20 protein-coding genes are annotated in these 20213 nt (G+C 62.5%); 14 read left to right on the forward strand and 6 right to left on the reverse strand.

The features are described 5' to 3' along the window. Positions 1 to 111 precede the first annotated feature (111 nt). A complete protein-coding gene (locus IPM16_03780; protein ID MBK9122230.1) occupies positions 112 to 1428 on the forward strand; it encodes a glutamine synthetase in 1317 nt (438 codons plus the stop codon). A gap of 98 nt (positions 1429 to 1526) precedes the next feature. Here IPM16_03780 and IPM16_03785 read toward each other — a convergent pair whose 3' ends face one another. Further along, on the reverse strand, positions 1527 to 2930 hold the full coding sequence (locus IPM16_03785; GenBank protein MBK9122231.1) for an aspartate kinase: 1404 nt from the start codon (positions 2928 to 2930) through the stop codon (positions 1527 to 1529). A 170-nt stretch (positions 2931 to 3100) separates the two neighbouring features. Between IPM16_03785 and IPM16_03790 the strand changes: the two genes are divergently transcribed. The 13 genes from IPM16_03790 to IPM16_03850 all read left to right on the forward strand — a co-directional run bounded on the left by IPM16_03790 (position 3101) and on the right by IPM16_03850 (position 14643). Continuing rightward, positions 3101 to 4078 carry a stage 0 sporulation protein gene (locus IPM16_03790; GenBank protein ID MBK9122232.1) on the forward strand — a complete coding sequence of 326 codons (978 nt, stop codon included), beginning with the start codon at positions 3101 to 3103 and terminating at the stop codon, positions 4076 to 4078. After that, positions 4059 to 4772 carry a PIG-L family deacetylase gene (locus tag IPM16_03795; protein ID MBK9122233.1) on the forward strand — a complete coding sequence of 238 codons (714 nt, stop codon included), beginning with the start codon at positions 4059 to 4061 and terminating at the stop codon, positions 4770 to 4772. The genes IPM16_03790 and IPM16_03795 overlap by 20 nt, the downstream gene beginning before the upstream one ends. Positions 4773 to 4777: 5 nt before the next feature. Then, positions 4778 to 5962, forward strand: coding sequence for an amidohydrolase (locus IPM16_03800; GenBank protein ID MBK9122234.1), 1185 nt, complete (start codon positions 4778 to 4780; stop codon positions 5960 to 5962). After that, entirely contained in the window at positions 5959 to 6636 is a 678-nt protein-coding gene (locus IPM16_03805) for a hypothetical protein (GenBank protein ID MBK9122235.1), read from the forward strand. The genes IPM16_03800 and IPM16_03805 overlap by 4 nt, the downstream gene beginning before the upstream one ends. A 39-nt stretch (positions 6637 to 6675) precedes the next feature. Beyond that, positions 6676 to 7962: an adenylosuccinate synthase gene (locus tag IPM16_03810; protein MBK9122236.1), complete on the forward strand. Its 1287-nt coding sequence runs from the start codon at positions 6676 to 6678 to the stop codon at positions 7960 to 7962. Positions 7963 to 7970: 8 nt separating this feature from the next. Then, positions 7971 to 8885: an ABC transporter substrate-binding protein gene (locus IPM16_03815; GenBank protein MBK9122237.1), complete on the forward strand. Its 915-nt coding sequence runs from the start codon at positions 7971 to 7973 to the stop codon at positions 8883 to 8885. Then, entirely contained in the window at positions 8866 to 9234 is a 369-nt protein-coding gene (locus tag IPM16_03820; GenBank protein MBK9122238.1) for a hypothetical protein, read from the forward strand. Before IPM16_03815 ends, IPM16_03820 begins: the two co-directional genes overlap by 20 nt. A 124-nt stretch (positions 9235 to 9358) precedes the next feature. Next, the gene (locus IPM16_03825; protein ID MBK9122239.1) at positions 9359 to 9682 is read left to right on the forward strand and encodes a hypothetical protein; all 324 of its coding nucleotides are present in this window, start codon (positions 9359 to 9361) and stop codon (positions 9680 to 9682) included. Between the two features lie 42 nt (positions 9683 to 9724). Continuing rightward, positions 9725 to 10696 carry a heme A synthase gene (locus tag IPM16_03830; protein ID MBK9122240.1) on the forward strand — a complete coding sequence of 324 codons (972 nt, stop codon included), beginning with the start codon at positions 9725 to 9727 and terminating at the stop codon, positions 10694 to 10696. Then, positions 10660 to 11553 (forward strand): protoheme IX farnesyltransferase, encoded by an 894-nt coding sequence (locus IPM16_03835; protein MBK9122241.1) that lies wholly within the window; start codon positions 10660 to 10662, stop codon positions 11551 to 11553. The genes IPM16_03830 and IPM16_03835 overlap by 37 nt, the downstream gene beginning before the upstream one ends. 53 nt (positions 11554 to 11606) lie before the next feature. Then, positions 11607 to 12098: a cytochrome c gene (locus IPM16_03840; protein MBK9122242.1), complete on the forward strand. Its 492-nt coding sequence runs from the start codon at positions 11607 to 11609 to the stop codon at positions 12096 to 12098. Then, positions 12095 to 13825 carry an NFACT family protein gene (locus IPM16_03845; GenBank protein ID MBK9122243.1) on the forward strand — a complete coding sequence of 577 codons (1731 nt, stop codon included), beginning with the start codon at positions 12095 to 12097 and terminating at the stop codon, positions 13823 to 13825. The genes IPM16_03840 and IPM16_03845 overlap by 4 nt, the downstream gene beginning before the upstream one ends. Beyond that, a complete protein-coding gene (locus tag IPM16_03850; GenBank protein ID MBK9122244.1) occupies positions 13822 to 14643 on the forward strand; it encodes a polyphosphate kinase 2 family protein in 822 nt (273 codons plus the stop codon). The genes IPM16_03845 and IPM16_03850 overlap by 4 nt, the downstream gene beginning before the upstream one ends. On the opposite strand, the gene IPM16_03855 is transcribed toward IPM16_03850, so the two are convergent. The 5 genes from IPM16_03855 to IPM16_03875 are packed head-to-tail and all read right to left on the reverse strand — an operon-like array spanning position 14640 to position 20118. Beyond that, positions 14640 to 15827, reverse strand: coding sequence for a glycosyltransferase family 9 protein (locus tag IPM16_03855; GenBank protein ID MBK9122245.1), 1188 nt, complete (start codon positions 15825 to 15827; stop codon positions 14640 to 14642). The genes IPM16_03850 and IPM16_03855 overlap by 4 nt on opposite strands. Next, entirely contained in the window at positions 15820 to 17034 is a 1215-nt protein-coding gene (locus tag IPM16_03860) for a glycosyltransferase (GenBank protein MBK9122246.1), read from the reverse strand. The genes IPM16_03855 and IPM16_03860 overlap by 8 nt, the downstream gene beginning before the upstream one ends. Beyond that, positions 17031 to 18131, reverse strand: a complete 1101-nt coding sequence (locus tag IPM16_03865) for a glycosyltransferase family 4 protein (GenBank protein ID MBK9122247.1) — start codon at positions 18129 to 18131, stop codon at positions 17031 to 17033. The genes IPM16_03860 and IPM16_03865 overlap by 4 nt, the downstream gene beginning before the upstream one ends. 32 nt (positions 18132 to 18163) lie before the next feature. Beyond that, positions 18164 to 18973: a transporter substrate-binding domain-containing protein gene (locus IPM16_03870; protein ID MBK9122248.1), complete on the reverse strand. Its 810-nt coding sequence runs from the start codon at positions 18971 to 18973 to the stop codon at positions 18164 to 18166. Continuing rightward, positions 18970 to 20118 carry a cellulase family glycosylhydrolase gene (locus tag IPM16_03875; GenBank protein ID MBK9122249.1) on the reverse strand — a complete coding sequence of 383 codons (1149 nt, stop codon included), beginning with the start codon at positions 20116 to 20118 and terminating at the stop codon, positions 18970 to 18972. The genes IPM16_03870 and IPM16_03875 overlap by 4 nt, the downstream gene beginning before the upstream one ends. Positions 20119 to 20213 lie beyond the last annotated feature (95 nt).

Consider the following 20213-nt stretch of genomic DNA (forward strand, 5'->3'; position numbering starts at 1 on the left):
TGATAATTGACAATGCGTTGGCGGGTCTGGTCGGACAAGTGGACCGTTGGCGCAGTGATATTGCACAGCTAATCTCGTTACGATAATCGAGCCAGTCAGGGCATATTGGTGATGTTTGACAAGTCCACGATCCTCAGCACCGTCGAAAGCCAAAGTGTCGATTTCATCGACTTGTGGTTTACCGACATTACCGGTGAAGTAAAGAGCGTGACCGTGCCGGCGTCGCGCTTGCCGCGTGTCCTGGATCAGGGCGCGCACTTCGACGGTTCGGCGTTGGACGGCTTTGCGCGTGTAGCCGAGAGCGACATGCTGCTGGTGCCCGACCTGCGCACGTTTCGGGTGTTGCCGTGGAGCAGCGGCGGGACGACGGTCGCGCGGCTGATCTGCAGCGTACACACCTTGAGCGGCGACCCGTTCGTCGGCGACCCGCGCACGGTACTGCAGTCTGTGACAGCGGAAGCGCGCGACATGGGCTTCACGTTCGAGACAGGGATGGAGCTCGAGTTCTACCTGTTTAAGACGGACGGCGAAGGCCGCCCGCTGCTGGCCGCCACGACCGATGAGGCCAGTTATTTTGATATGTCGGGCGAGGCGTCACAGGCGATCCGCCGCGCGATGATCCGCGTGCTTGCGCAAATGGAAATCGGCGTGACGTCCGCTCACAGCGAAATTGGCAGCGGGCAGCACGAGATCGACCTGATGCACGACGAGGCGCTCGTCTCGGCCGACAATCTACTAACGGCGCGGGTCGTGTTGAAGCATGTCGCCGCGGAACACGGTCTCCACTGCACGTTTATGCCCCGTCCGCGCGGAGACATGCCCGGGTCTGGCATGCACACGCATCAGAGTCTGCACGCCGTGGATGGCGGCGCCAACGCGTTCGCAGACCCGGGCGACCAATACGGGTTGTCGTCCATTGCAAAGCAGTTCCTTGCCGGTCAGCTGCTGCATGCCAAGGCGATGTGCGCGGTGCTGGCGCCGCTCGTCAACAGTTACAAACGGTTGGGCACGAGCATTGAGGCGCCGGTGCACATCACTTGGGCACACATCAACCGCGGCGCACTGATCCGTGTCCCGGCGACCAGCGCCCGCCTCGAACTGCGCTGCCCCGATCCGAGCGCGAACCCATATCTGGCATCGGCTGTGATGCTTGCCAGCGGCCTTGACGGTCTCCGTCAGCACGCCGTCCTTCCCGCCCCCCTTGAAGAATCGATGGTCAATGTCGCGGCCAAACGCCGTCAGATGCCGAACATCCTGCCGCGCTCGCTCGGTGAAGCGCTCGACGAGTTGGAGCAGGACGACATTGTTCTCGGCGCGCTGGGGCCGTATGTCGGGGATCGCTACCTCGAAGCCAAGCGGCAGGAGTACCGCGAGTACAAGCGACAGGTAACGCGTTGGGAAGTCGAGCGATATATTACCCGGTATTAGGCAGCGTCAAGCAACCAGTGGATAGTGCTGCGCCGTCCGTCGTACATTCCCATGCGAGTAATGAGGGTTAGCGGTTTCTCATCACTCAGCACGTCACTCTAGTTACTGATTGCGACCCTGTGGATTTCGCGCAGAGCTGTGTCGCCTTCGGCTTGACGCACGACCAGCGATAAGCTGCACCCCCCGGCGCCGAACGATGCAGCGAGGATCGGGATGTCACCCAGCGCTGCGAACAGCTTCGCCGTCAATCGGGGTGCACTGTTGATACCGTCGCCGATGGCGGTCACGATGCTGACCTGTTCGACATGCCAGCGCATGGATTGGCCGGTCGCGTTGAGCTCGTGTGAGAGCGAATCTACTAGTGCGCTTACCGCATCCGGGCCGGCGCTGGGCGGAACGACGCATGTGATGAACGTGCGCTGCGCCGATTGGGTCGCGATCATCACGTCGGATGGTGTGCCGATCTCGCGCTGCATGTGCTGGTCGATCAGCTTTGCAATCTCGCCGTAGGGGCCGGAACGGTCAATCGCGAGGGACACGCCCGCAATCTGCGTGACGGACTTGATTCGATTGTCGGACGCAGCCTTGGCATGCACCACGGTGCCGGGAAGCTGGGGCTTGTACACGTTTTTCACACGAAGCGGAATCTGGTTCTGGCGCAGGGGCGCGACCATGCGGGCATGCAGGATGCGGGCACCGAAATACGCGAGCTCCGCCATTTCGGCATAGCTCAATTCGCGTATCACGCGCGCGTCGTTTACTTCGTGCGGATCGGCAGACATGATGCCATCGACATCCGACCACACCCACACCTCGGTGGCCTTCGTGCCTACGGCGATGATCGACGCGGTGTAGTCGCTGCCGCCTCGGCCCAACGTCGTCGGCTTGCGGTTGGGCGTCGCGCCGATGAACCCGGTTAGCACCGGCAGGATGCCGCGCTCGAGCATCGGGCGTAGGTCGCGGTCAATGCGTTCCTGCGTCAAAGCGAGGTTTGGGGTGGCCGCCCCGAAATTGGCGTCCGTGATGATGATGTCGGCGGCGTCGATGGCGACCGCGCGCAGGCCATGCTGGCGCAGCAGCACCGCGACGATCAAGGCGGCAAGGCGCTCGCCCATGCTCACCGCCGCATCGAGGTTCTCGGCAGAAAGCGCGTCGCGGTTTTTCTGGGTGATGCGCTGAAACGCACTCAGCAAGTCGAACAACAGCTTATCGAGGTCGGCTTGCAGCGCAGCCAATTCGGCCTTGCCGAGCGCCAACCCCTCAGCAAGCGCGAGATGCCGCGCGCGCAGATTCGCCGCGATTCGACGGTATCCGCGCTCGTTCCCAAACTGCGCCAGATGCGCCGCATCAATCAGCGCGTCAGTCACGCCGTCCAGCGCGCTGACGATCAACACGACATGATCCCACTGTGCTGCCTCGTGCAGCACGATTCCGAGCATTTGGGACAGCGCCGTTGTCGTGCCGACGCTTGCCCCACCGAATTTCATGACCAAAGTCGTCATCGAGTTCGCTTTGCCGCGCCTGGCCGCGTGGCCGCCTCCCGTTGTTCCAGGATGGGATTAGACGCTATAATCGCCACTGGCCCACCGGCCATCATCGTGACACAGACCAGCGATGCGGCACCGTACACCGCGCCGCGTGTGCGCTGGATTATACGGGTGAGACTTTCTCTATGGCAAATGCGAATGCTCCCGCCGCCGTTGCGGAACGTGCCGCAGGCGTGCGCTTCACAAAGGTTGGCAAGCTCTACTACTTCGACTACTCCGAGTATCCCGATCTTCAGCCGGGCGACTTCGTGATTGTCGAAACCGTGCGTGGTCGTCAAATGGGACAGGTGATGGGATTCACCGTGCCTGACGCCGGCCGCGATCTCAAGCCGATCCTGCGCCCCGCTACGCCGCGCGACCTCGTGCTGCGGCAGGAGTGGGAATCGCGGCAGGACGAGGCGCTGCAAGCGTGTGTCGAGCGCGCCAAGGAAATCGGCGGACTGCGCGACGTGCGTTTTCATGCCGCGCAGTACAACTATGACGGCAGCCTGCTGACGTTCCTGTTCAGCGCGGAGGATCGCGTGAACACGCAGCGGCTCTCCAACGACCTCAAGCGCCAGTTCGACACGGCGATCGAATTTCGGCAGATCGGCCCGCGCGATGTCGCCAAGCTGCTGGGCGGTTTTGGCGCCTGCGGCGAGCTGCGCTGCTGCTCAACGTTCCTGACCGACTTCAGCCCGATCAGCATCAAGATGGCGAAGATGCAGGGGATCTCGCTCAACCCCGAAGAGATCACGGGCATGTGCGGTCGTCTGCGCTGCTGCCTCGTGTATGAATACGAGCAGTATGTCGAGGCGCGCAAGCACCTGCCTAAGAAGGGCAAACGCATAGGAACGCCGCTGGGCGTGGGCAAGGTGATCGACCTTCAGCCGTTGGCCGACTTGGTGACGGTGTACATCGAAGAACAGGGTGTCAAGACGTTCACGCGCGAGGACCTGATCCCGCTGGACGAACTCGAAGCGCTGCAGCGCAAGGCGCAAGAGCCGTGCACCAAGCACGGCGAGGGCGAAGCGTGCGATTGCGGCCAGAAGCCGGGCGAGCGCAATCAGGACAAGCAGGGCAAGAAGAGGTCGGGCAAACGCAATGACCGACGCGACAGTTAAGCGCGTTCTTGGTGTTTTCGCTCACCCGGATGACTCCGGTTTCTTCTGCGGCGCATCGTTGGCGCGCTGGGCGGCCCTCGGCGCGCATGTTGTGATCGTCGTCGCCACCAGCGGTGGCAAGGGCAGCGCCGATCCGACGATGACCAGCGACAAACTGACGGCGATCCGTGAGGAAGAAGAGCGTAAAGCCGTGGCCGAACTCGGCGCGGCGGAAGTCGTGTTCCTTCGCCATACGGACGGCGAGCTCGAACCGAATCTGAAGCTGCGCCGCGAGATCACGCGGCAGATCCGGCGGGTCAAGCCCGACCTTGTGGTGTCGCTTGATCCGACGGTGTTTTGGTGGGGTACGGGCGGCATCAATCACCCCGATCACCGGGCGATTGGCGAGGCGACGCTTGCCGCAGTGTTCCCGACCGCGCGCGACCGTCTAAACTTCCCCGAACTTGAGGTTGACGAAGGACTGGACGTACACAAGACGCCGCTTGTTTACATCTCAGGTACGGCCGAGCCGAACGTGATCGTCGACGTTACCGAGTATGTGCGTGTGAAGTTGGCCGCATTGAAGCACCACGTCAGCCAGATTGCCGATTACGATGCGATGGTCGAGCGTATCACTAATCGTATGCTCGATCCGAGCGCCCCGCCGGATCAACCGCGCTATATCGAGCGCTTCCGCGTGATCACGATAGGATAATCATCATGAGCAAGATCGACTTTGTACCCGAAGCCGAGGCCCTGCGCGAGGAGATGATCGCCGTACGGCGTGACTTGCACATGCATCCCGAAACGGCCTTCGAGGAGGTTCGCACGGCAGGGATTGTCGCGGAGACGCTGTCGTCGCTCGGGCTGGAGGTCCAAACCGGGGTCGGCAAGACCGGCGTCGTGGCGATGCTTGACGGCTCGGACGATGGGCCTACGGTGCTTGTCCGTGCCGACATGGATGCACTCCCGATCGTGGAGGCGAACAAGGTCGCTTACGTCTCACAATCGGCGGGCAAAATGCACGCCTGCGGCCACGACGCGCACACGGCAATCGGTCTCGCTGTCGCGAAGATGCTCACCAAGCACAAAGACCGGATCCACGGGCGGGTCAAGTTCGTTTTTCAGCCCGCGGAAGAGATTGCAAGCGGGGCGCAGGCCATGATCAAGGACGGGGCGCTGGCCAACCCTCGGCCTGACGTCAGCCTTGGTCTGCACGTTTGGAATTCGCTCCCGGTCGGCAAGCTCGGCGTAGCCGACGGGCCGACGATGGCAGGCTCTTCCCTGTGGACGGCGACAATAACGGGCAAGGGATCGCACGGCGCTGCCCCGCATCTGGGTATCGATCCGGTGGTGTGCGCTGCGCACATTATCACCGCCCTGCAGTCGATCGTCGCGCGCAACGTCGATCCGATGGACACGGCTGTTGTCAGCGCGACTCAGGTCCACGCCGGCGACACGCACAACGTCATTCCGCAGACCGCCACGCTGACCGGCACGATGCGCGCCTTCAAGACCGAGGTTCGCGATCTGGTGACGAAGCGGATGGACCAGATTATTCACGGGGTTGCGGCTTCACTGGGCTGCGAGGCGGAATTCCATATCGAGCACCGAACTGGACCGGTCGTCAACCATGCCGATGTCGGCAGCCGCTTGCGTCCACTCTTCAGCAACATCGTAGGTGCGGAGAATCTCGACCTTACTACGCGGACCATGGGGGGCGAGGATATGTCGTTCTTCATGACTGAGGTGCCGGGCATGTTCTTCTTCGTGGGGTCCGCCAACGAGGCACGTGGCCTGAACTACGGTCACCATCACCCGCAGTTCGACATTGACGAAGACGCGCTGCCGCTTGGGGCGGCGTTGCTGGCGACAGCGGTCGCGGAGTATGTGATACCGGAATGACCGACTCTGTGGCACTCGAGTGGATCAGCGGCGACGGGTGGCTTGTATTGGCCGAACCCGACGATGACCCGTCGGGCGCGCTTCGGGCCAGTGCGTTGCATAAGCTTGGCGCCGACCGCGGGTTTGCGTTCCTCGGCCTCAGCGAATCGACCGGGGATGCCGAGATGGCCGATATGGAGGACCTTGGCGCGCCGACTGCGTACTTGATCAACGTAATGACCGAGGACGACGACACCATCGTGCGCAATTTGCGGGATGTCGGGCTCATCATGATTGATCCATCGGCCGACCCGCGCCGCATGCTCGACGCGCTCATCGGCACCACGTCGCTCGCAATGCGCGACGCTTACCTTCGCGGTGCGGTCGTCTACGCGGAAGGCCCATGTGCGTCATTATTCGGCGCATGCTGGCGATCGTCCGGTGGCGCGCTGCACGAAGGCTTAGGCTGGATTAGTGACGCCCAACTCGTGTTTGGTGTCGCCGATCAGGCGGAACTGCGCGCCACTGTCCGTCCAACGTTCGATACGCGCCCGCATACCGTCGCACTTGGAGTTCCGAGTGGATCGGCGCTCGCGCTCGGTCCCTCAGGCCAGATCGAGGTGTGGGGGCCGAACCCCATTTCCGTAACGCTCGGGCCGGGGATGATCCAGAACCCCACCAAGCCCTCCAACTAACGTCAGCCTGCATTTCGAGTTTACGCCGGGGAGACTGGCATGCCTGTCACGATTATTCTGGGCGCCCAATGGGGCGATGAAGGGAAAGGCCGTGCTGTTGACTACATCAGCGCGCAGGCCGATGTAACCGCACGCGCGACGGGCGGCGACAACGCCGGTCACACGCTCAATGTCGGCGAACGCCTTCTGAAGCTGCACCTCGTGCCGTCAGGAATCCTGCACCCGCATGTCGCGTGTGTATTGGGCAACGGCATGGTGATCAACCCGGTCAATCTGGTCAAAGAAATCGACGAACTGCGCGAATTTGGTCTGGACGTGTCGCCGGAACGGCTCAAGGTCAGTACGCGGGCGCACCTGATCACGGCGGCACATCTTGCGCTGGATCGGGCCAGCGAGCGTGAGCGCGGCGACGGCAAGATTGGAACGACCCTACGCGGGATCGGCCCAGCCTACAGCGACAAGGTCGACCGGCGGGGGATACGCGCTGGCGAAATGATCGACGTCGAAGCGTTTGCGCAGCAGCTCGAAGATGCCCTGTCACGTACCAACGCCGATCTTGCCCGGCGTGGTGCCGACCTGATCGACGTCAGTGGGGCCGTCGAGCGGTATGTCGAGGCCGCATCTCGCCTGCGCCCGTATTTGACCGACACGTCGACGCTCATCGACGACGCGCTGCGGGCCGGAAAGCGTGTTGTGGTCGAGGGTGCCCAAGGCACGCTGCTTGACGTGGATTTCGGCTCTTATCCGTTCGTCACCAGCTCCTCGCCCACGGTCGGCGGTGCGCTGACCGGCCTCGGCTTCGGCCCGACTCACGTCGATCGCGTCGTCGGTGTGGCAAAGGCGTTCTCGACGCGGGTTGGGAGCGGCCCCATGCCGACCGAACTCGACGGCCCGCTGTCCGACCGGCTGCGTGGGACCGGCGCCAACTTCTGGGACGAGTACGGGACGACCACCGGGCGCCCCCGCCGCGTGGGATGGCTCGATGGCGTGATCTTACGCTATGCGTGTGTCATCAATGGCTTTACCGAACTGGTGCTGACCAAGCTGGACATTCTCAGTGGATTGGAGTCACTCAAGATTTGCACCGCCTATGAAATCGACGGGGAGCGTACGACCGAGGTCCCCGCTTCGATCGAAGAGCTGGCGCGTGCGATTCCGGTCTACGAGACGTTTCCCGGCTGGGCAGAGGACGTAAGCGGCATGCGCCGCATGAGTGATATGCCCGCCAACGCCCGGCGCTACCTCGATGCGATTGCCGAGCTGTGCCGAACCCCGATCGACGTGGTCAGCGTCGGGCCGGAGCGCGCGCAGCTTGTCCATTCGTAGGGCGTACCGTGTTCAACTACCCCGGCGCTTTCGATCCATTCGCTTCCCGGCTGTATCCGCCGCAAACTGTCGTGTCGCTGGTACCCAGCGTCACCGAGTCGCTGTATGAGTTGGGCTTAGGGTCACGTGTGTTGGGTGTCACCGACTACTGTACGCGCCCGGCCGAACAGGTCCGGTACCAGACGCGGCTAGGAGGGACGAAGAACCCCGATATCGCCAAGATCGTGGCGACCGCTCCAGAGCTTGTGATCGTGAACGTCGAGGAGAACCGCCGCGAAGACGTCGATGCAATGCTGGCAGCAGGCCTGAACGTGTGGGTTACTCATCCGCGGACGGTTCGCGATGCGATCAACCTGCTGTGGACGATCATGTCGGTGTTCGAGGTGCCTGAGCGCTCGGAGCGCGTGCGTCACCTCGAGCGCATGTACGACTGGGTGTCGAGCGCGACGCGCGCCAAAGAGCAGGACGGCAAACTTCCAACCGTGTTTGTGCCGATCTGGCTCGACCCGTTGATGACGTTTAACGGCGACACGTACATTCATGACGTCCTCCATGTGTGCGGCGCGCTGTCGGTGTTTGTCGACCGCGAACGGCGGTATCCGCTGGCCGCCGATACCGGGGAAGGCGAAGCCTATGCGCCCGATGATCCGCGAGCTGCGGGGCGCGATGTGCGCTATCCGCGAATTCGGCTTGACGAGGTCGAGGCGGCACAGCCAGATATCGTCTTGCTGCCTGACGAACCATTCCAGTTTGACGAACAGCATCGAAGTATGTTCGAATCGTTAGATACTCCCGCTGCGCGGTTCGGGCGAATACATCTGGTGGATGGTTCCCTGTTGACGTGGCATGGGACTCGTCTGGCCGCTGCCCTGCAAGAGCTGCCGATATTGCTTGAGGTACCTGATGTCGACTCCCCCCGATGATCCGCGCAGCCACGGGCGCACGCCACCGACTCAAGAGACCCTGCTGGCGGCGCTTCACGAGATACGCTCAGCAGCCAACGCCGGCCTTTTGCACGTGAGCCAGATTGCCTCGGCCGGCGAGCTGGGCCGGCAGCAGAACGACCATCAGCGCGCCGCACTCCACGCCGTTCAGTCGATCCTGCGCGTCATTGAACACACGATCGGCCTGCCGTCGCATCGACCTGCAGCACGGGCAGCAAACGAACACTGGAATGCGCTGGAGCACTCCGACCCGCTCGACGATCGCTTCCAAGACGCGCCGGTCATGCTGGACGACCGGCAGGGCCGCGACGACCAGATGATCTCCTGAGACCCTAACGCACGGCGCACGTGTGCGCTACAATACGCGTGAGAAACCCCTGAGCAGAAGCTGACGCTGCTTGCGTTGGCTTGTGACGATTTGTACAATGGCAGCATGACTGTGGGAGGTCCCTGTGAAGCGGTTGGCCCTGCTCATCCTGATCTTGGCAATTCTCGGTGCAGGCGGCACGCTGACGGCGCTGACAGGCACGGACTGGTCGGCGACAGCGCTGCCGGGCGCCAAAGTACAATGTGCCGACCCGTCGTGTTCGGTGTTTCTCGCCGAGCCTTGGCAGGCGGGCCAGTTCATCCTGTTGGTGGGGTTCATCCTGTTCAATATGATCGGCATCGGCGCAACGCTTGCGATTGTGCTGTGGTTCCTCAACAAGCAGGTTGCCACCGTTCGGGCGCAGCCTTCCGCCAGCGCAGATCAAACGGCTTCGATCGAGAAGGCGTAGGATCTCAGCCTCGGTATTCGCACGAGGAGTAACATCGAATCCATGGCGACACAAAGTCCATCGCAGCGACCACGCCTGTTTATCAGGCTCGCGCTGACGACTGCACTGCTGACGATCGGACTGATCCTCTTTGGCGCCGTAGTCCGTGTGACGGACAGCGGCTTGGGCTGTAATCGTGACTGGCCGTTGTGCGGCGGCACGATTTTCCCGCCGCTGGACAACCTGACGGCGTGGATCGAATGGCTGCACCGGCTGTTCGCCATTCTGATCGGCTTGTTGGGCGTCGGTATGCTGGTGACGGCCGTGCGAGCTTTCCGTCAGCGGAACCGCGCCGTACTGTATGGGACAGTGGTAGCGGCAGTGCTGTTTCTGTTCCAGAGCATTCTCGGCGCGTTGGTGGTCAAGCTCGACCTGCCACCCACGATGGTGACAGTTCATCTAGGCACGGCGATGCTGCTGCTCGCGGCACTGCTGTTTGCGTATGTCGGGGCGGTGTACCGCCCGTCGGCATCCTACAGCCGCGATCACGTGAGTTGGCTGATGTTTGCGACGGCGGGTGTGTCCCTGCTGATCATCCTTACCGGCGCGCTGGTGCGCGGCGGTGGAGCGACGTTGGCGTGTATCGACTGGCCGCTGTGCAACGGCGAGGCGTTTCCGTTTGAGCAAGGCCCACTGCAAGTCGTGCACATGACCCATCGCTACGCGGTGCTGGCCTTGGGCGTGCTGTTGGGGCTGCTGGTGTGGTACGTTTATCGCTCTGGCCGTCCGTCGCTCTCGCGGTGGCTGGCGGTCGCTGCGCTCGTCTTCTACGGATTGCAGGCTGCGGTCGGGGCGCTGTTTGTCCTAATGGCAGCGGCCCCGCTGTGGGGAACCCTGCATGTGGGTTTGGCGGCTTTGACATGGGCCGCGCTTGTTCTCGTCTCGATTATCGAGACTGTCAACACGGGCTGGGTGAAGCTCGATAATCGTGAGGTGGAATGGCATCAACTGTCCGGGAGCAAGCTCCCCAGCTAGGTGACACACTCCGCAGCTATCTGGCGCTGGCGAAGCTCCGGATCGTGCTGCTGCTGGTGTTTACAACGGTTACGGCGATGTTCATCGCGGCCGATGGCGCGCCGCGAGCCGACATCCTGATCTTGACGACGCTCGGCGGGGCGCTTGCGGCAGGCGGGGCCAGCGCGGTCAACCAGTTCTGGGACCGAGATATGGACGCGAAGATGTCGCGCACCGCTCGTCGCCCAATTCCGGCCGGGCGCGTGTCCCCGACCAATGCCCTGATCTACGGTATTGCGCTCATCGCGTGGGCGACGTTTATCCTCTCGATGGTGAACTGGCTCACGGCGCTGTTGGCGCTGGGCGGGGCGTTCTACTACATCGTGATCTACACGATGATTCTGAAACGCAACACGGTCGTCAACATCCTGATCGGCGGTGGAGCAGGGGCGATGCCCGTGCTCGTCGGTTGGGCGGCAGTCACCGGGACCGTCGGCTTCGAGGCGCTCATCCTGTTTGCGATCGTGTTCTACTGGACGCCGCCGCATAGCTGGGCATTGGCGCTGCTGGTCAACACAGATTACGCCCGCGCCGATGTCCCGATGATGCCTGTGGCGCGCGGTGAAGAAGCGACGCGACAGCAGATTCTGCTGTACTCGGTGCAGCTTCTGTTGGTATCGGTGATGCCGTTTTTGTTCGGAACGCTCGGCGGGATCTATCTGGTTGGTGCGGTCGTGCTGGGCATCGGGCTGGTGTACATGTCGGTTCGCTTGATCCGGCTGAAGGACAAGGCCATCGCACGTGCGACGTACAAGTACAGCACGTCGTATCTCGCCTTCCTGTTTCTGTTGATGATTGTCGACCGCATCCTGCTTTAGCGCGTGCGGCGTCGGTCCCGAACACCGGGCCGTCGAAGGTCAGGACATCCCGAATGAGTAACCAAACGACTCGCAAGACATCGGTCTGGCCGGTAGTGGTCGCTGGCCTGTTTCTAGTCGGCTTTGCCGCGCTGTTCGTCAGCGAACTGCTGCAGTTGAGCGGCGGAGAATCTGGCTTGCCACCTGCCGACGAAACGCTCTCTTCGCAGACGTATCAGGAAGTCGTGGATGCACTGCTGGTCGACGCCGATGCCGAACGCGGGGAATCGCTTGTGCAGCGTTACGGCTGCGTGGCCTGTCATACGGGTGCAGGTGCGGATAACCGGCTGGCGCCGTATTGGACGGGCCTCGCCGACCGCGCAGCGGAGCGCCACCCGCCGCTATCCGCCGAAGCCTACCTCTATGAGTCGATCGTGTACCCCCGCGCGGTCGACATCGAAGGGTATACTGGCAACATGCCGTTGATCTATGGAAGTCAAATTCCCGAAGACGATCTCGGCAGCATCATTGCTTATTTGCTGACGTTTCGGGGCGATTCGGATTGAATCTTGACGCGCTGACCCTCTCGGCGCTGCTAGACGAATTGATGGATGTCATCGTCGGTGGACGAATTCAGGATGCCATCGACGTCAACGACGATTCGGTCGGCCTCGAGATCTACGCGGACCATCGGCGTCACTACCTGTACCTCAGCGCCGACCCGCAAACGCCGCGCGTGCATCTCGTCACGGACAAGCTGCGCCGTGGCCGATCTACGCCGACTCAACTTGGTTTGCTGCTGCGGCGCTATGTCGAGGGCGGGATGCTCACCCACATCCATCAACCGCCGTGGGAGCGCGTGCTGCACTTCGAAATCCTCGGCCCTGAAGGCGAATGCACGTTGATCATCGAGCCGATGGAGCGGCGGGCGAACCTGCTTCTCGTTCAAGACGGCACTATCCGCGATTGTCTGCGCCGCGTGGGATCGTCCGAGAACCGCATGCGTGTGAGCCTGCCCGGAAAGCCCTACGTCGAACCCCCGCCACAGGTTGGCAAGTTCGACCTGTTCGACATCGACGTAGAACAGATCGCCGACCTGTTCGCTGGAAATACCGACGCCAAGCTCAAAGCGTCGCAACTGCTGTCCCGGCGCGTGTTGGGCGTATCGCCGCTGCTGGCCCGCGAGATTGTGTTTACCGCGCATGGCGACACCGATATCCTCGCGCAGCACGTCGAAGCGGATGCTCTGTTCGAGGCGTTGAGCGCCTTGACTGCACCGCTGAAGGCGCGTGAGTGGCAGCCCGGCATCGCACATGACGAACGCGGTGTTACGGCGTTCACCGTGTATCCGCTAACCCACGTGGACGGCTGGGAGCGGGTCGATACCGTCAGCGAGGCACTGTCAACGTATTACGGCGCGCCGGTTGGACCGGAGGCTTACACGGCGGCCAAATCGCCGATCCGCACGATCATTGAGGAGGCAACGGCCCGGTTGTCGGCAAAGCTCGCGTCGCTGAACGAGTCGATGACCGACGATAGCGAGCGTGAGCTGCTCAAGCTGTCGGGCGAGCTGGTGCTGGCCTATCAGTATGCGATTCAGCCGGGACAAACCGAACTGAAGGCCGAGTATGAAGTTGGCAAGCCACCGTTAGCGATCAAGCTCAACCCCGATTTGACGCCGGTCGAGAATGCTCAGGCGTACTTCGCACGTTACAACAAGGCCAAGCGCGCCCTTGAAGACGTCCCCGGCCTGATCGCCGATACCGAAGCGGCGCTTCAGCACCTTGCCCAACTGCAGACCGATCTCGATCTCGCGTCCAACTGGCCGGAGATCGACGAGGTGCAGTCGGCGTTGATGGGGGCGGGATTCGCGCGGCGGGGCACGCTGAAGCGGCTCGGCGGCGGGACCAGCAGCGGTCCGCTGCGGTTGGTCACGCGCGACGGGTTTGTCATCTGGGTGGGACGCAACAGCCGCCAAAACGACCTTGTGACGTTCGGCAAAGGCAGCCCGGAGGATTTGTGGCTGCATGTGCGCGGCGTACCGGGCGCGCACGTCGTGATCAAGATGGACGGCCGCGCGATCCCCGACGACGTTACCACCGTTGCCGCGTCGATTGCCGCGCATTACAGCGCCAAACGCGGTGAGGCGAAGGCGCCGGTGGATGTCACGCGTGTGAAGTACGTCAAGAAGATCAAGGGCGCGGCGGCGGGAATGGTGACGTATCGCAACGAGACCACGCTGACGGTCGACGCGCAGTCCGAAAAGTCGTTCGAAAAGGAGCTGATGTTGTGAGCAAGCACGGTTTGAACAGCGACGCCCTGCGGATAAAGCCCGGCCATTCGGTCAAGCTCAGCCAGATCGACCCGCAGGGAGATGCCAGCCTCAACAAAGACAAGACGAAGTCGGTTACTGAGTCGCTTGAAGACGAGCTTTATGAACTGCAGTCGCGGCTCTATGCCGAGGGAAGGCAATCCCTATTGGTTGTCTTGCAGGCGATGGACGCGGGCGGCAAAGACGGGACAATCAAAGCCGTGTTTCGCGGCCTAAACCCGCAAGGCGTCGTCGTCACTCCGTTCAAAGTGCCGACGCCGATCGAACTCGCGCATGACTTTCTATGGCGCGTGCATCAGCGCGTGCCGGCCAAAGGGCAGATCGGCATCTTCAACCGGAGCCACTACGAGGACGTGCTGGTCGTCCGGGTGAACCAGCTGGTCCCCGAGAAAGTGTGGCGCGCCCGCTACAACCAGATCAACGAGTTCGAGCAGCTGCTTACCGAGTCCGGCACGCGTGTCATCAAGTTCTTCCTGCACATCAGCAAGGATGAACAGAAAGAACGCCTTGTCGACCGTCTCAGCAGTCCGGACGAGCAGTGGAAGTTCAGTACCGGCGACCTGCCTGTGCGCGAGCGTTGGGACGATTACATGAAGGCTTATGAGGATGTGTTCGAGCAGTGCAGTACCGATCGTGCGCCATGGTACGTCATCCCCGCCAACCGCAAATGGCAGCGCAACTACTTTGTCACACGCATCCTGATCGAGACGCTCAAGGATATGAACCCGCAGTATCCCGATCCGGAGCCGGGTCTGGACAAGGTCGTCATACCTGACTAGTGGCTTGTGATCCGTCGTGCCGCTTCGAGCACACTGCCGGCACTGATGTCGGTCACACACGGGTGATATTCGGGCAGGTCGGAGCCCCAATCGAGTACTCCGCAGCCCAAACAGGCGATGTCTGAGGTCAACACCGCGTGCCGGTCGGACGGACCCCACGTGCCGAACTCATGCACACGGGCTGGGCCAAACAGCGCTACGGTTGGTGTGTTTACTGCGGACGCGAGGTGAATAGGCCCGCTGTCCGGCCCCAGCACAACCAGTGAACGCGCGAACAGCGCCGCGAGTGTGCCGACACTCGTTTCACCTGCCGCAACAACAGCAGACGCTGACATCAATTCGGCGATATGCCGGGTCATCGGCAGTTCGTGTTCGCGGCCCGTCAAAACCACCGTGGCATCGAGTTGTTCGCTGAGCGTATCGCCCACCTGCGCCCAGCGCTCGTCCGTCCATTGTTTCGTCCATGTCCCGCTGCCGGGATGAATGCACACGATACGCGCATCAGCCGGCAAGCCACTGCGGCGAAGCAGACTTGACGCGTCATCGTCGTCGAGGCTGGAGAACGGATAGTTCAACCCCATCGCGTCGGCTTGGAGCGCACCTGTCCACGACTCGACCAACTGCAAACAGTTGACGACGGCATGTGCATTCTGAAACGGAATCCGTTCGTTCAGGAACGGGGCCACGTCCGGCAGGTCGAACCCGATCCGGCGCCGGATGCCGGCGAGATGCGCCAACATCGCCCCCCACCAGTGATCCGGCCTCAGAATCACGGCGCTGTCGTAACCGATCTTGCGCAGCATGCGGCTTGCTGTGACGGCCTGCACGTACGGCGAATGCGTGTGATGTTCTTCCGAGCGGCCGAAACCGGGGAAGGGGAGTGTCAACACACGTTCAACCTCGACTACGTTCTCAAGCACGGATGCAGCCCACGGCCCAACCAATGCATGCAGTTCGAGGTCGGGGCGAGCGGCCTTGAGCGCACGGATCGCGGGAAGCGTCAACAGCATGTCGCCGACGTGGTCGGGCCTAATGAGCAGCACGCGCCGGCTAGGACGCATGGGCGCGAAACGCACGTGTGCGACGATGCTGAGGAGTCTCCGGCGCAAGAGGTGCTTCAACGGCGGTTTGCGAAACGCCTCGCTGAGGGCGATGTTGCGGGCGGCCAGCGTGTCTCTATCCAATTCCGGCCTCCCGATAGGCGTTGGCAAGCGGGGCTGCAATGGCCTGCCACGAGTAGGTTTTGTTCACTACGGACATCGCCCGTTCTCGCATCGAAGCGGCGCGCTCCGGTTCGACAAGGACGCCCACGATGTGTTTCGCTAACTCGTCGGCGTCGTCGGCAATCAGCATACTGCTGCGAGCCTCTTCGGTCAGCCCTGCCGCGCCAGTCGATGTCGACACGATCGCGCAGCCAGCCGCCATGGCTTCAAGCAGTTTGAGGCGTGTGCCGCTGCCCATCCTCAGCGGTGCGACGTAAACGGCGGCAGCGGCGAGGTACGGCCCGACCTCCGGCACGAAACCCGTGACCGTCACGCCGTCGACTTCGCGCAGGCGATCGAGCCGTGAATGGGGCTGCTGACCGACGATCATGAAGCGCGCAGACGGGACGCGTTTGCGCACAGCGGGCAAGACATCGTCGGTGAACCACAACGCGGCGTCGACGTTCGGCCGATAATCCATTTTTCCGGTAAACACGATCGTGTTCGGGAAAACGTTGGGTGCGGGCGTGAGATTCGAGTAGTTGGCTGGGTCAATCGCGCTTGGAACGACGGCGATCGGGCGATCTGGACCCAACGCCGTAAGCGCGTCGGCATCCTCCTGTGACACGGCGACCACGAGATCGGACTGCGCCATCATCGCGTGTTCAAACCTCGCGATGCGACGCGATTGCACCCACGAGTAGGCCGCCATCGGCCAGCGCCGGAATTCAGATGCGTCAATGCCGGAGATCACGCGTTGAAGCCGGTACTCGGCGTTAAACGTATCGAACACACGTTTGAGCGACGGTGCGGCGTCGCGGACGATTGCAAGCGTCCACGCCATCTCGATGCCCTCGGCCTGCACGAGGTCGAACGTGTCGTGTTTTAGCATGTCGTGCAGCGAATTCGTGTAGTCATCGGAGGCGAGCCGGCTGGCGATGTCTGGCCGGCCGGTCACCAAGGAACGGATACGCTGCAGGAGCGTACGGTGAGGCGGCTCGCACACGCGAACGTCACGGCACAAATCTACTAGCGGTGTAGATTTCCAGTCGGTGCCCGGTTCGCCGTAGGTCAGCAGCGATACGCTGTGCCCGAGGCTGTGTAGGGCACGGATCAGGCTCAGGACGCGCAGTGCCCCGCCGGAGGTGGCAGGGTAGGGCAGCGCCGACGTCAGAAGCAGTACGTTCATGCGGCCACCACACGGCGGTACGTTTCAAGCGCAATGCGAGCGGAGCGTTCCCACGTGAAGCGTGATGCACGCTTCAGGCCCGCTTCCCGCTGGTCGTCCAGCCAAGCCGCGTCTTGACCTGCGACGCGACTGATCGCGTCAGCAATCGACTGCGGATCGTCGGGATTCACCAGAAGCCCGACCCCATCGACCACCTCAGGCAGCGAACCGCGGTCGCTCACAATCGGGACGGTGCCGCACGCCATCGCCTCAAGTGCCGGCAGCCCGAAGCCCTCGTAATATGCGGGCAGCAGCAGCGCCCGCGCTCCACTATACAGGGCAGGAAAGGCCGACCATGGCGCGCCGGGAATGTGAATCACGCCCGGAGTGGATCGGATTGCAGCCATGGAACGCTCGGCAAGCCAACCCTCCTCACCGACGATAGCCAGCAGTGGAATGTCTGTGATCGACTCGCGCGCGATCCGGTAGCCTTCGCATAACCCCTCGATGTTCTTACGCGGGCCGATCGTCCCGACAAACAGCAGATAGCCCGGCGTCAGGTCAAAGGGTGCTAGTCCTTTCGCGATGTCGTTGGCTTTGAGTGGATGAAACGCAGGATCGACGCCGTGATACTGCACGGTGATCCTGTCTAGCGGGACATTCAGCAGCTTGATCAGATCGTCACGCGTGGCGTTACTCACGGCGAGGATGTGATCGGCGTGTTCGACTGCCCACGCGATCTGATCGTTGTAGTAGCGCTGGCTGTCGGCCGTCATCTGGTCGGGATACCTCAGGAACGCCAAATCGTGCACAGTGATAACGTGCCGGCGGCCCCCTCGCCACGGCGGAATGAAGTCCGGGCTGTGAAGGACGTCAAACCTACCGCGCAGCAGTTCGGCCGAAAGCGCGATGCGCTCCAGCCGGTGATGCGGCGGCGTCCATGCGGTGAGGTGGGGAAGGCGCGGCTCAAGGAGTTCTTTGGCGCGGCGGCTCTGTACGATCGTCAACTGCTCCGGCGGATTCAAATCCACGATGGCAGAAGCGAGCGCCCGGATATAGGTCGATGTCCCACCGGCGCGGTAGGCGGTAAGTCGGGCGTCGAGGCCGATTCGGTTCATGCGCGTAGTATACGGCGCGCAACTTCAAGCGGCTAGGGGACGCGCACGGACGGGTCCGGTCCGACAAACGCGCTCAGGAGTTGGTCGATGGTGCCGTCGTTGAGCAGCACCAGCAGCGCGTTGTTGACGTGGTACAGTACGTCGCGCCGGTCGGCACTGACGGCGCCGGCGTAGAACTCGGCGGTGAGGTACTCGGCATGGCAGCAGGCTGCGATCTGACTGGCGTACTGCCTTGCAGTCATCGCGTCAATGATTGCGGCATCGGCCACGACGAATTCGGTCACGCTGCGAAGCGCAAGCTCGGCCGACTCGAACGTCACGACAGTGAGGTCCAGCACGCGGCGAGACCATCTGCGCGCTTCGGTATGGCCACGCGCCCCGAGTTCCACCGCGACGTGCTGACCAGCTAGGCTCCACCCTGAGTCGATCTCGTCATGGCTGATCAACACTAGGCCATCGTTGAGATACCCCCACGTATAGTACACGTCGGCTGGCACCACGTCCGCAACGCGGATGGCCGCGAAAGAGACGTCGGCGACATGCGTGCGCACGGCGTCGTACGCACTGTCGAAGTTGACCATCACGAACCGCGCCTCCAATCCAAGATGCGCCGCGACGGCCTTACCCAACTCGATGTCTACGCCTACGAAGGTGTCGCCTACGATGGACCCGAACGGCGCGTAGCTGGGGTCGATTCCGATGGTCAGCGTGCCGTCCGGAAAGACCTCGTCAACAGGCCCGACGCGATCTTGCTGCACCCACCACAGGGCGATCGTGAAGACAGGCAGCGCGAGCAGCCAACTGCGCCGGCGCAGCGTGCGGAGAAGCCCCGGCGGAATCACGGTGCGCTCCCCGTCGCATAGGCTTGCAGCGCGAAATACAACGGTTTGAGGTCGAAGTCGGTGGTCGCCAAGACGAACCCGTCGGGATAGCTGTTGGCCGGTGCCGGATAGCGAAATACCCACATACACTGTTTGATCAACCACGGCCAGTGCTCGCCCGCCCATCGGTAGGCATCGAGCGTGTTCGTCACGCGTTGAGCCGGGGTGACGGCGCCTGCCCAGCGCGGGTGATCGTTCCAACCGAATTCGGTGATCCACACGCCCATCGCCTCCAGACCGTATTCGACCAACACTTCGCGCAGCAGTTCCACGCGCCGGAAGTTGAGGCGGTCACGCGCCGGAGAATCCATCGCAGCCGACTGAAGGCCGTAGCTGTGCACCGCCAACCCATCAAAGTGCGATGCAGCGCCGGCGTCCAGCATGCCGCGCAGGTACAGTACATCCTCCAAGCCGGTCGTACTGCCGGCGGGTTCCAACGTCGGCGCTAGCGCCCCGGCAAGGATCGTCACGTTAGGCGCAGTGGCACGCACCGCTTCCGCGGTAGCGGCCAGCAGCGCCGTATACTCCACCGGATCGACCGGACGGAAGCCCCACTCGAACGTGAGGTTCGGCTCGTTCCAGACGATGATCGCCGCAAGGTCGTCGCGGTACCGCGACGCGAAGCGGGCGGCGTAGGCCGCGAAATCGTCATACGACTCGACTGGCAGTTCGTTGAACGTGGTCGGTGTGTCATCCTCGCGCTGACGTGCCCATTCCGGCACCAGCCCGAGCCGCGCGATCACACGGATGCCTTGATTGCGTGCGTGCCGGAAAATCCGATCCGGTTGGCTCCAGTCGTCCAGTCCGCGGCTTCGTTCGACATACGCCCACGGGAAGAATTCGACGATCGTGTCCGCGCCCATCTCACGAATGGCGCGCAGGGTTTGCTGCATGCGAAACTCCGGCACCTCGTCGATCAGACGGGTATGGATGCACAAATGTGGCGCGGTTGTCTCGACTGCTTGTGGCGGGTCCAGCGCGACATGCTGGGGCGCGGGTGCGACTTGCGCGATCAGCCATAGGGCCGCAAAGCCCTTCAGGCACCACACCGCGGTGTTGAGATTCAGCCAGCCCGGCCAGCGCCAAGTCCGCCCCGCGAATCGCATCGTCAGCCTTACGTGTCGTCATCTACGGCTGAGAGTACGAACAGGGCCGCATATCTGTCAACTCGTGAAGGGCAATCGTCGCTAAATGGTTGTCG

Origin of the sequence: Candidatus Flexicrinis affinis, assembly GCA_016716525.1 — a bacterium.
In the GTDB taxonomy this organism is placed as follows: domain Bacteria; phylum Chloroflexota; class Anaerolineae; order Aggregatilineales; family Phototrophicaceae; genus Flexicrinis; species Flexicrinis affinis.

Excerpts from the sequence above, each read along its gene's own strand:
- IPM16_03780 (MBK9122230.1), top strand. The coding sequence starts at position 112 with ATGTTTGACAAGTCCACGATCCTCAGCACCGTCGAAAGCCAAAGTGTC.
- IPM16_03785 (MBK9122231.1), bottom strand. The coding sequence starts at position 2,930 with ATGACGACTTTGGTCATGAAATTCGGTGGGGCAAGCGTCGGCACGACA.
- IPM16_03790 (MBK9122232.1), top strand. The coding sequence starts at position 3,101 with ATGGCAAATGCGAATGCTCCCGCCGCCGTTGCGGAACGTGCCGCAGGC.
- IPM16_03795 (MBK9122233.1), top strand. The coding sequence starts at position 4,059 with ATGACCGACGCGACAGTTAAGCGCGTTCTTGGTGTTTTCGCTCACCCG.
- IPM16_03800 (MBK9122234.1), top strand. The coding sequence starts at position 4,778 with ATGAGCAAGATCGACTTTGTACCCGAAGCCGAGGCCCTGCGCGAGGAG.
- IPM16_03805 (MBK9122235.1), top strand. The coding sequence starts at position 5,959 with ATGACCGACTCTGTGGCACTCGAGTGGATCAGCGGCGACGGGTGGCTT.
- IPM16_03810 (MBK9122236.1), top strand. The coding sequence starts at position 6,676 with ATGCCTGTCACGATTATTCTGGGCGCCCAATGGGGCGATGAAGGGAAA.
- IPM16_03820 (MBK9122238.1), top strand. The coding sequence starts at position 8,866 with ATGTCGACTCCCCCCGATGATCCGCGCAGCCACGGGCGCACGCCACCG.
- IPM16_03830 (MBK9122240.1), top strand. The coding sequence starts at position 9,725 with ATGGCGACACAAAGTCCATCGCAGCGACCACGCCTGTTTATCAGGCTC.
- IPM16_03835 (MBK9122241.1), top strand. The coding sequence starts at position 10,660 with ATGGCATCAACTGTCCGGGAGCAAGCTCCCCAGCTAGGTGACACACTC.
- IPM16_03840 (MBK9122242.1), top strand. The coding sequence starts at position 11,607 with ATGAGTAACCAAACGACTCGCAAGACATCGGTCTGGCCGGTAGTGGTC.
- IPM16_03860 (MBK9122246.1), bottom strand. The coding sequence starts at position 17,034 with ATGAACGTACTGCTTCTGACGTCGGCGCTGCCCTACCCTGCCACCTCC.
- IPM16_03865 (MBK9122247.1), bottom strand. The coding sequence starts at position 18,131 with ATGAACCGAATCGGCCTCGACGCCCGACTTACCGCCTACCGCGCCGGT.
- IPM16_03875 (MBK9122249.1), bottom strand. The coding sequence starts at position 20,118 with ATGCGATTCGCGGGGCGGACTTGGCGCTGGCCGGGCTGGCTGAATCTC.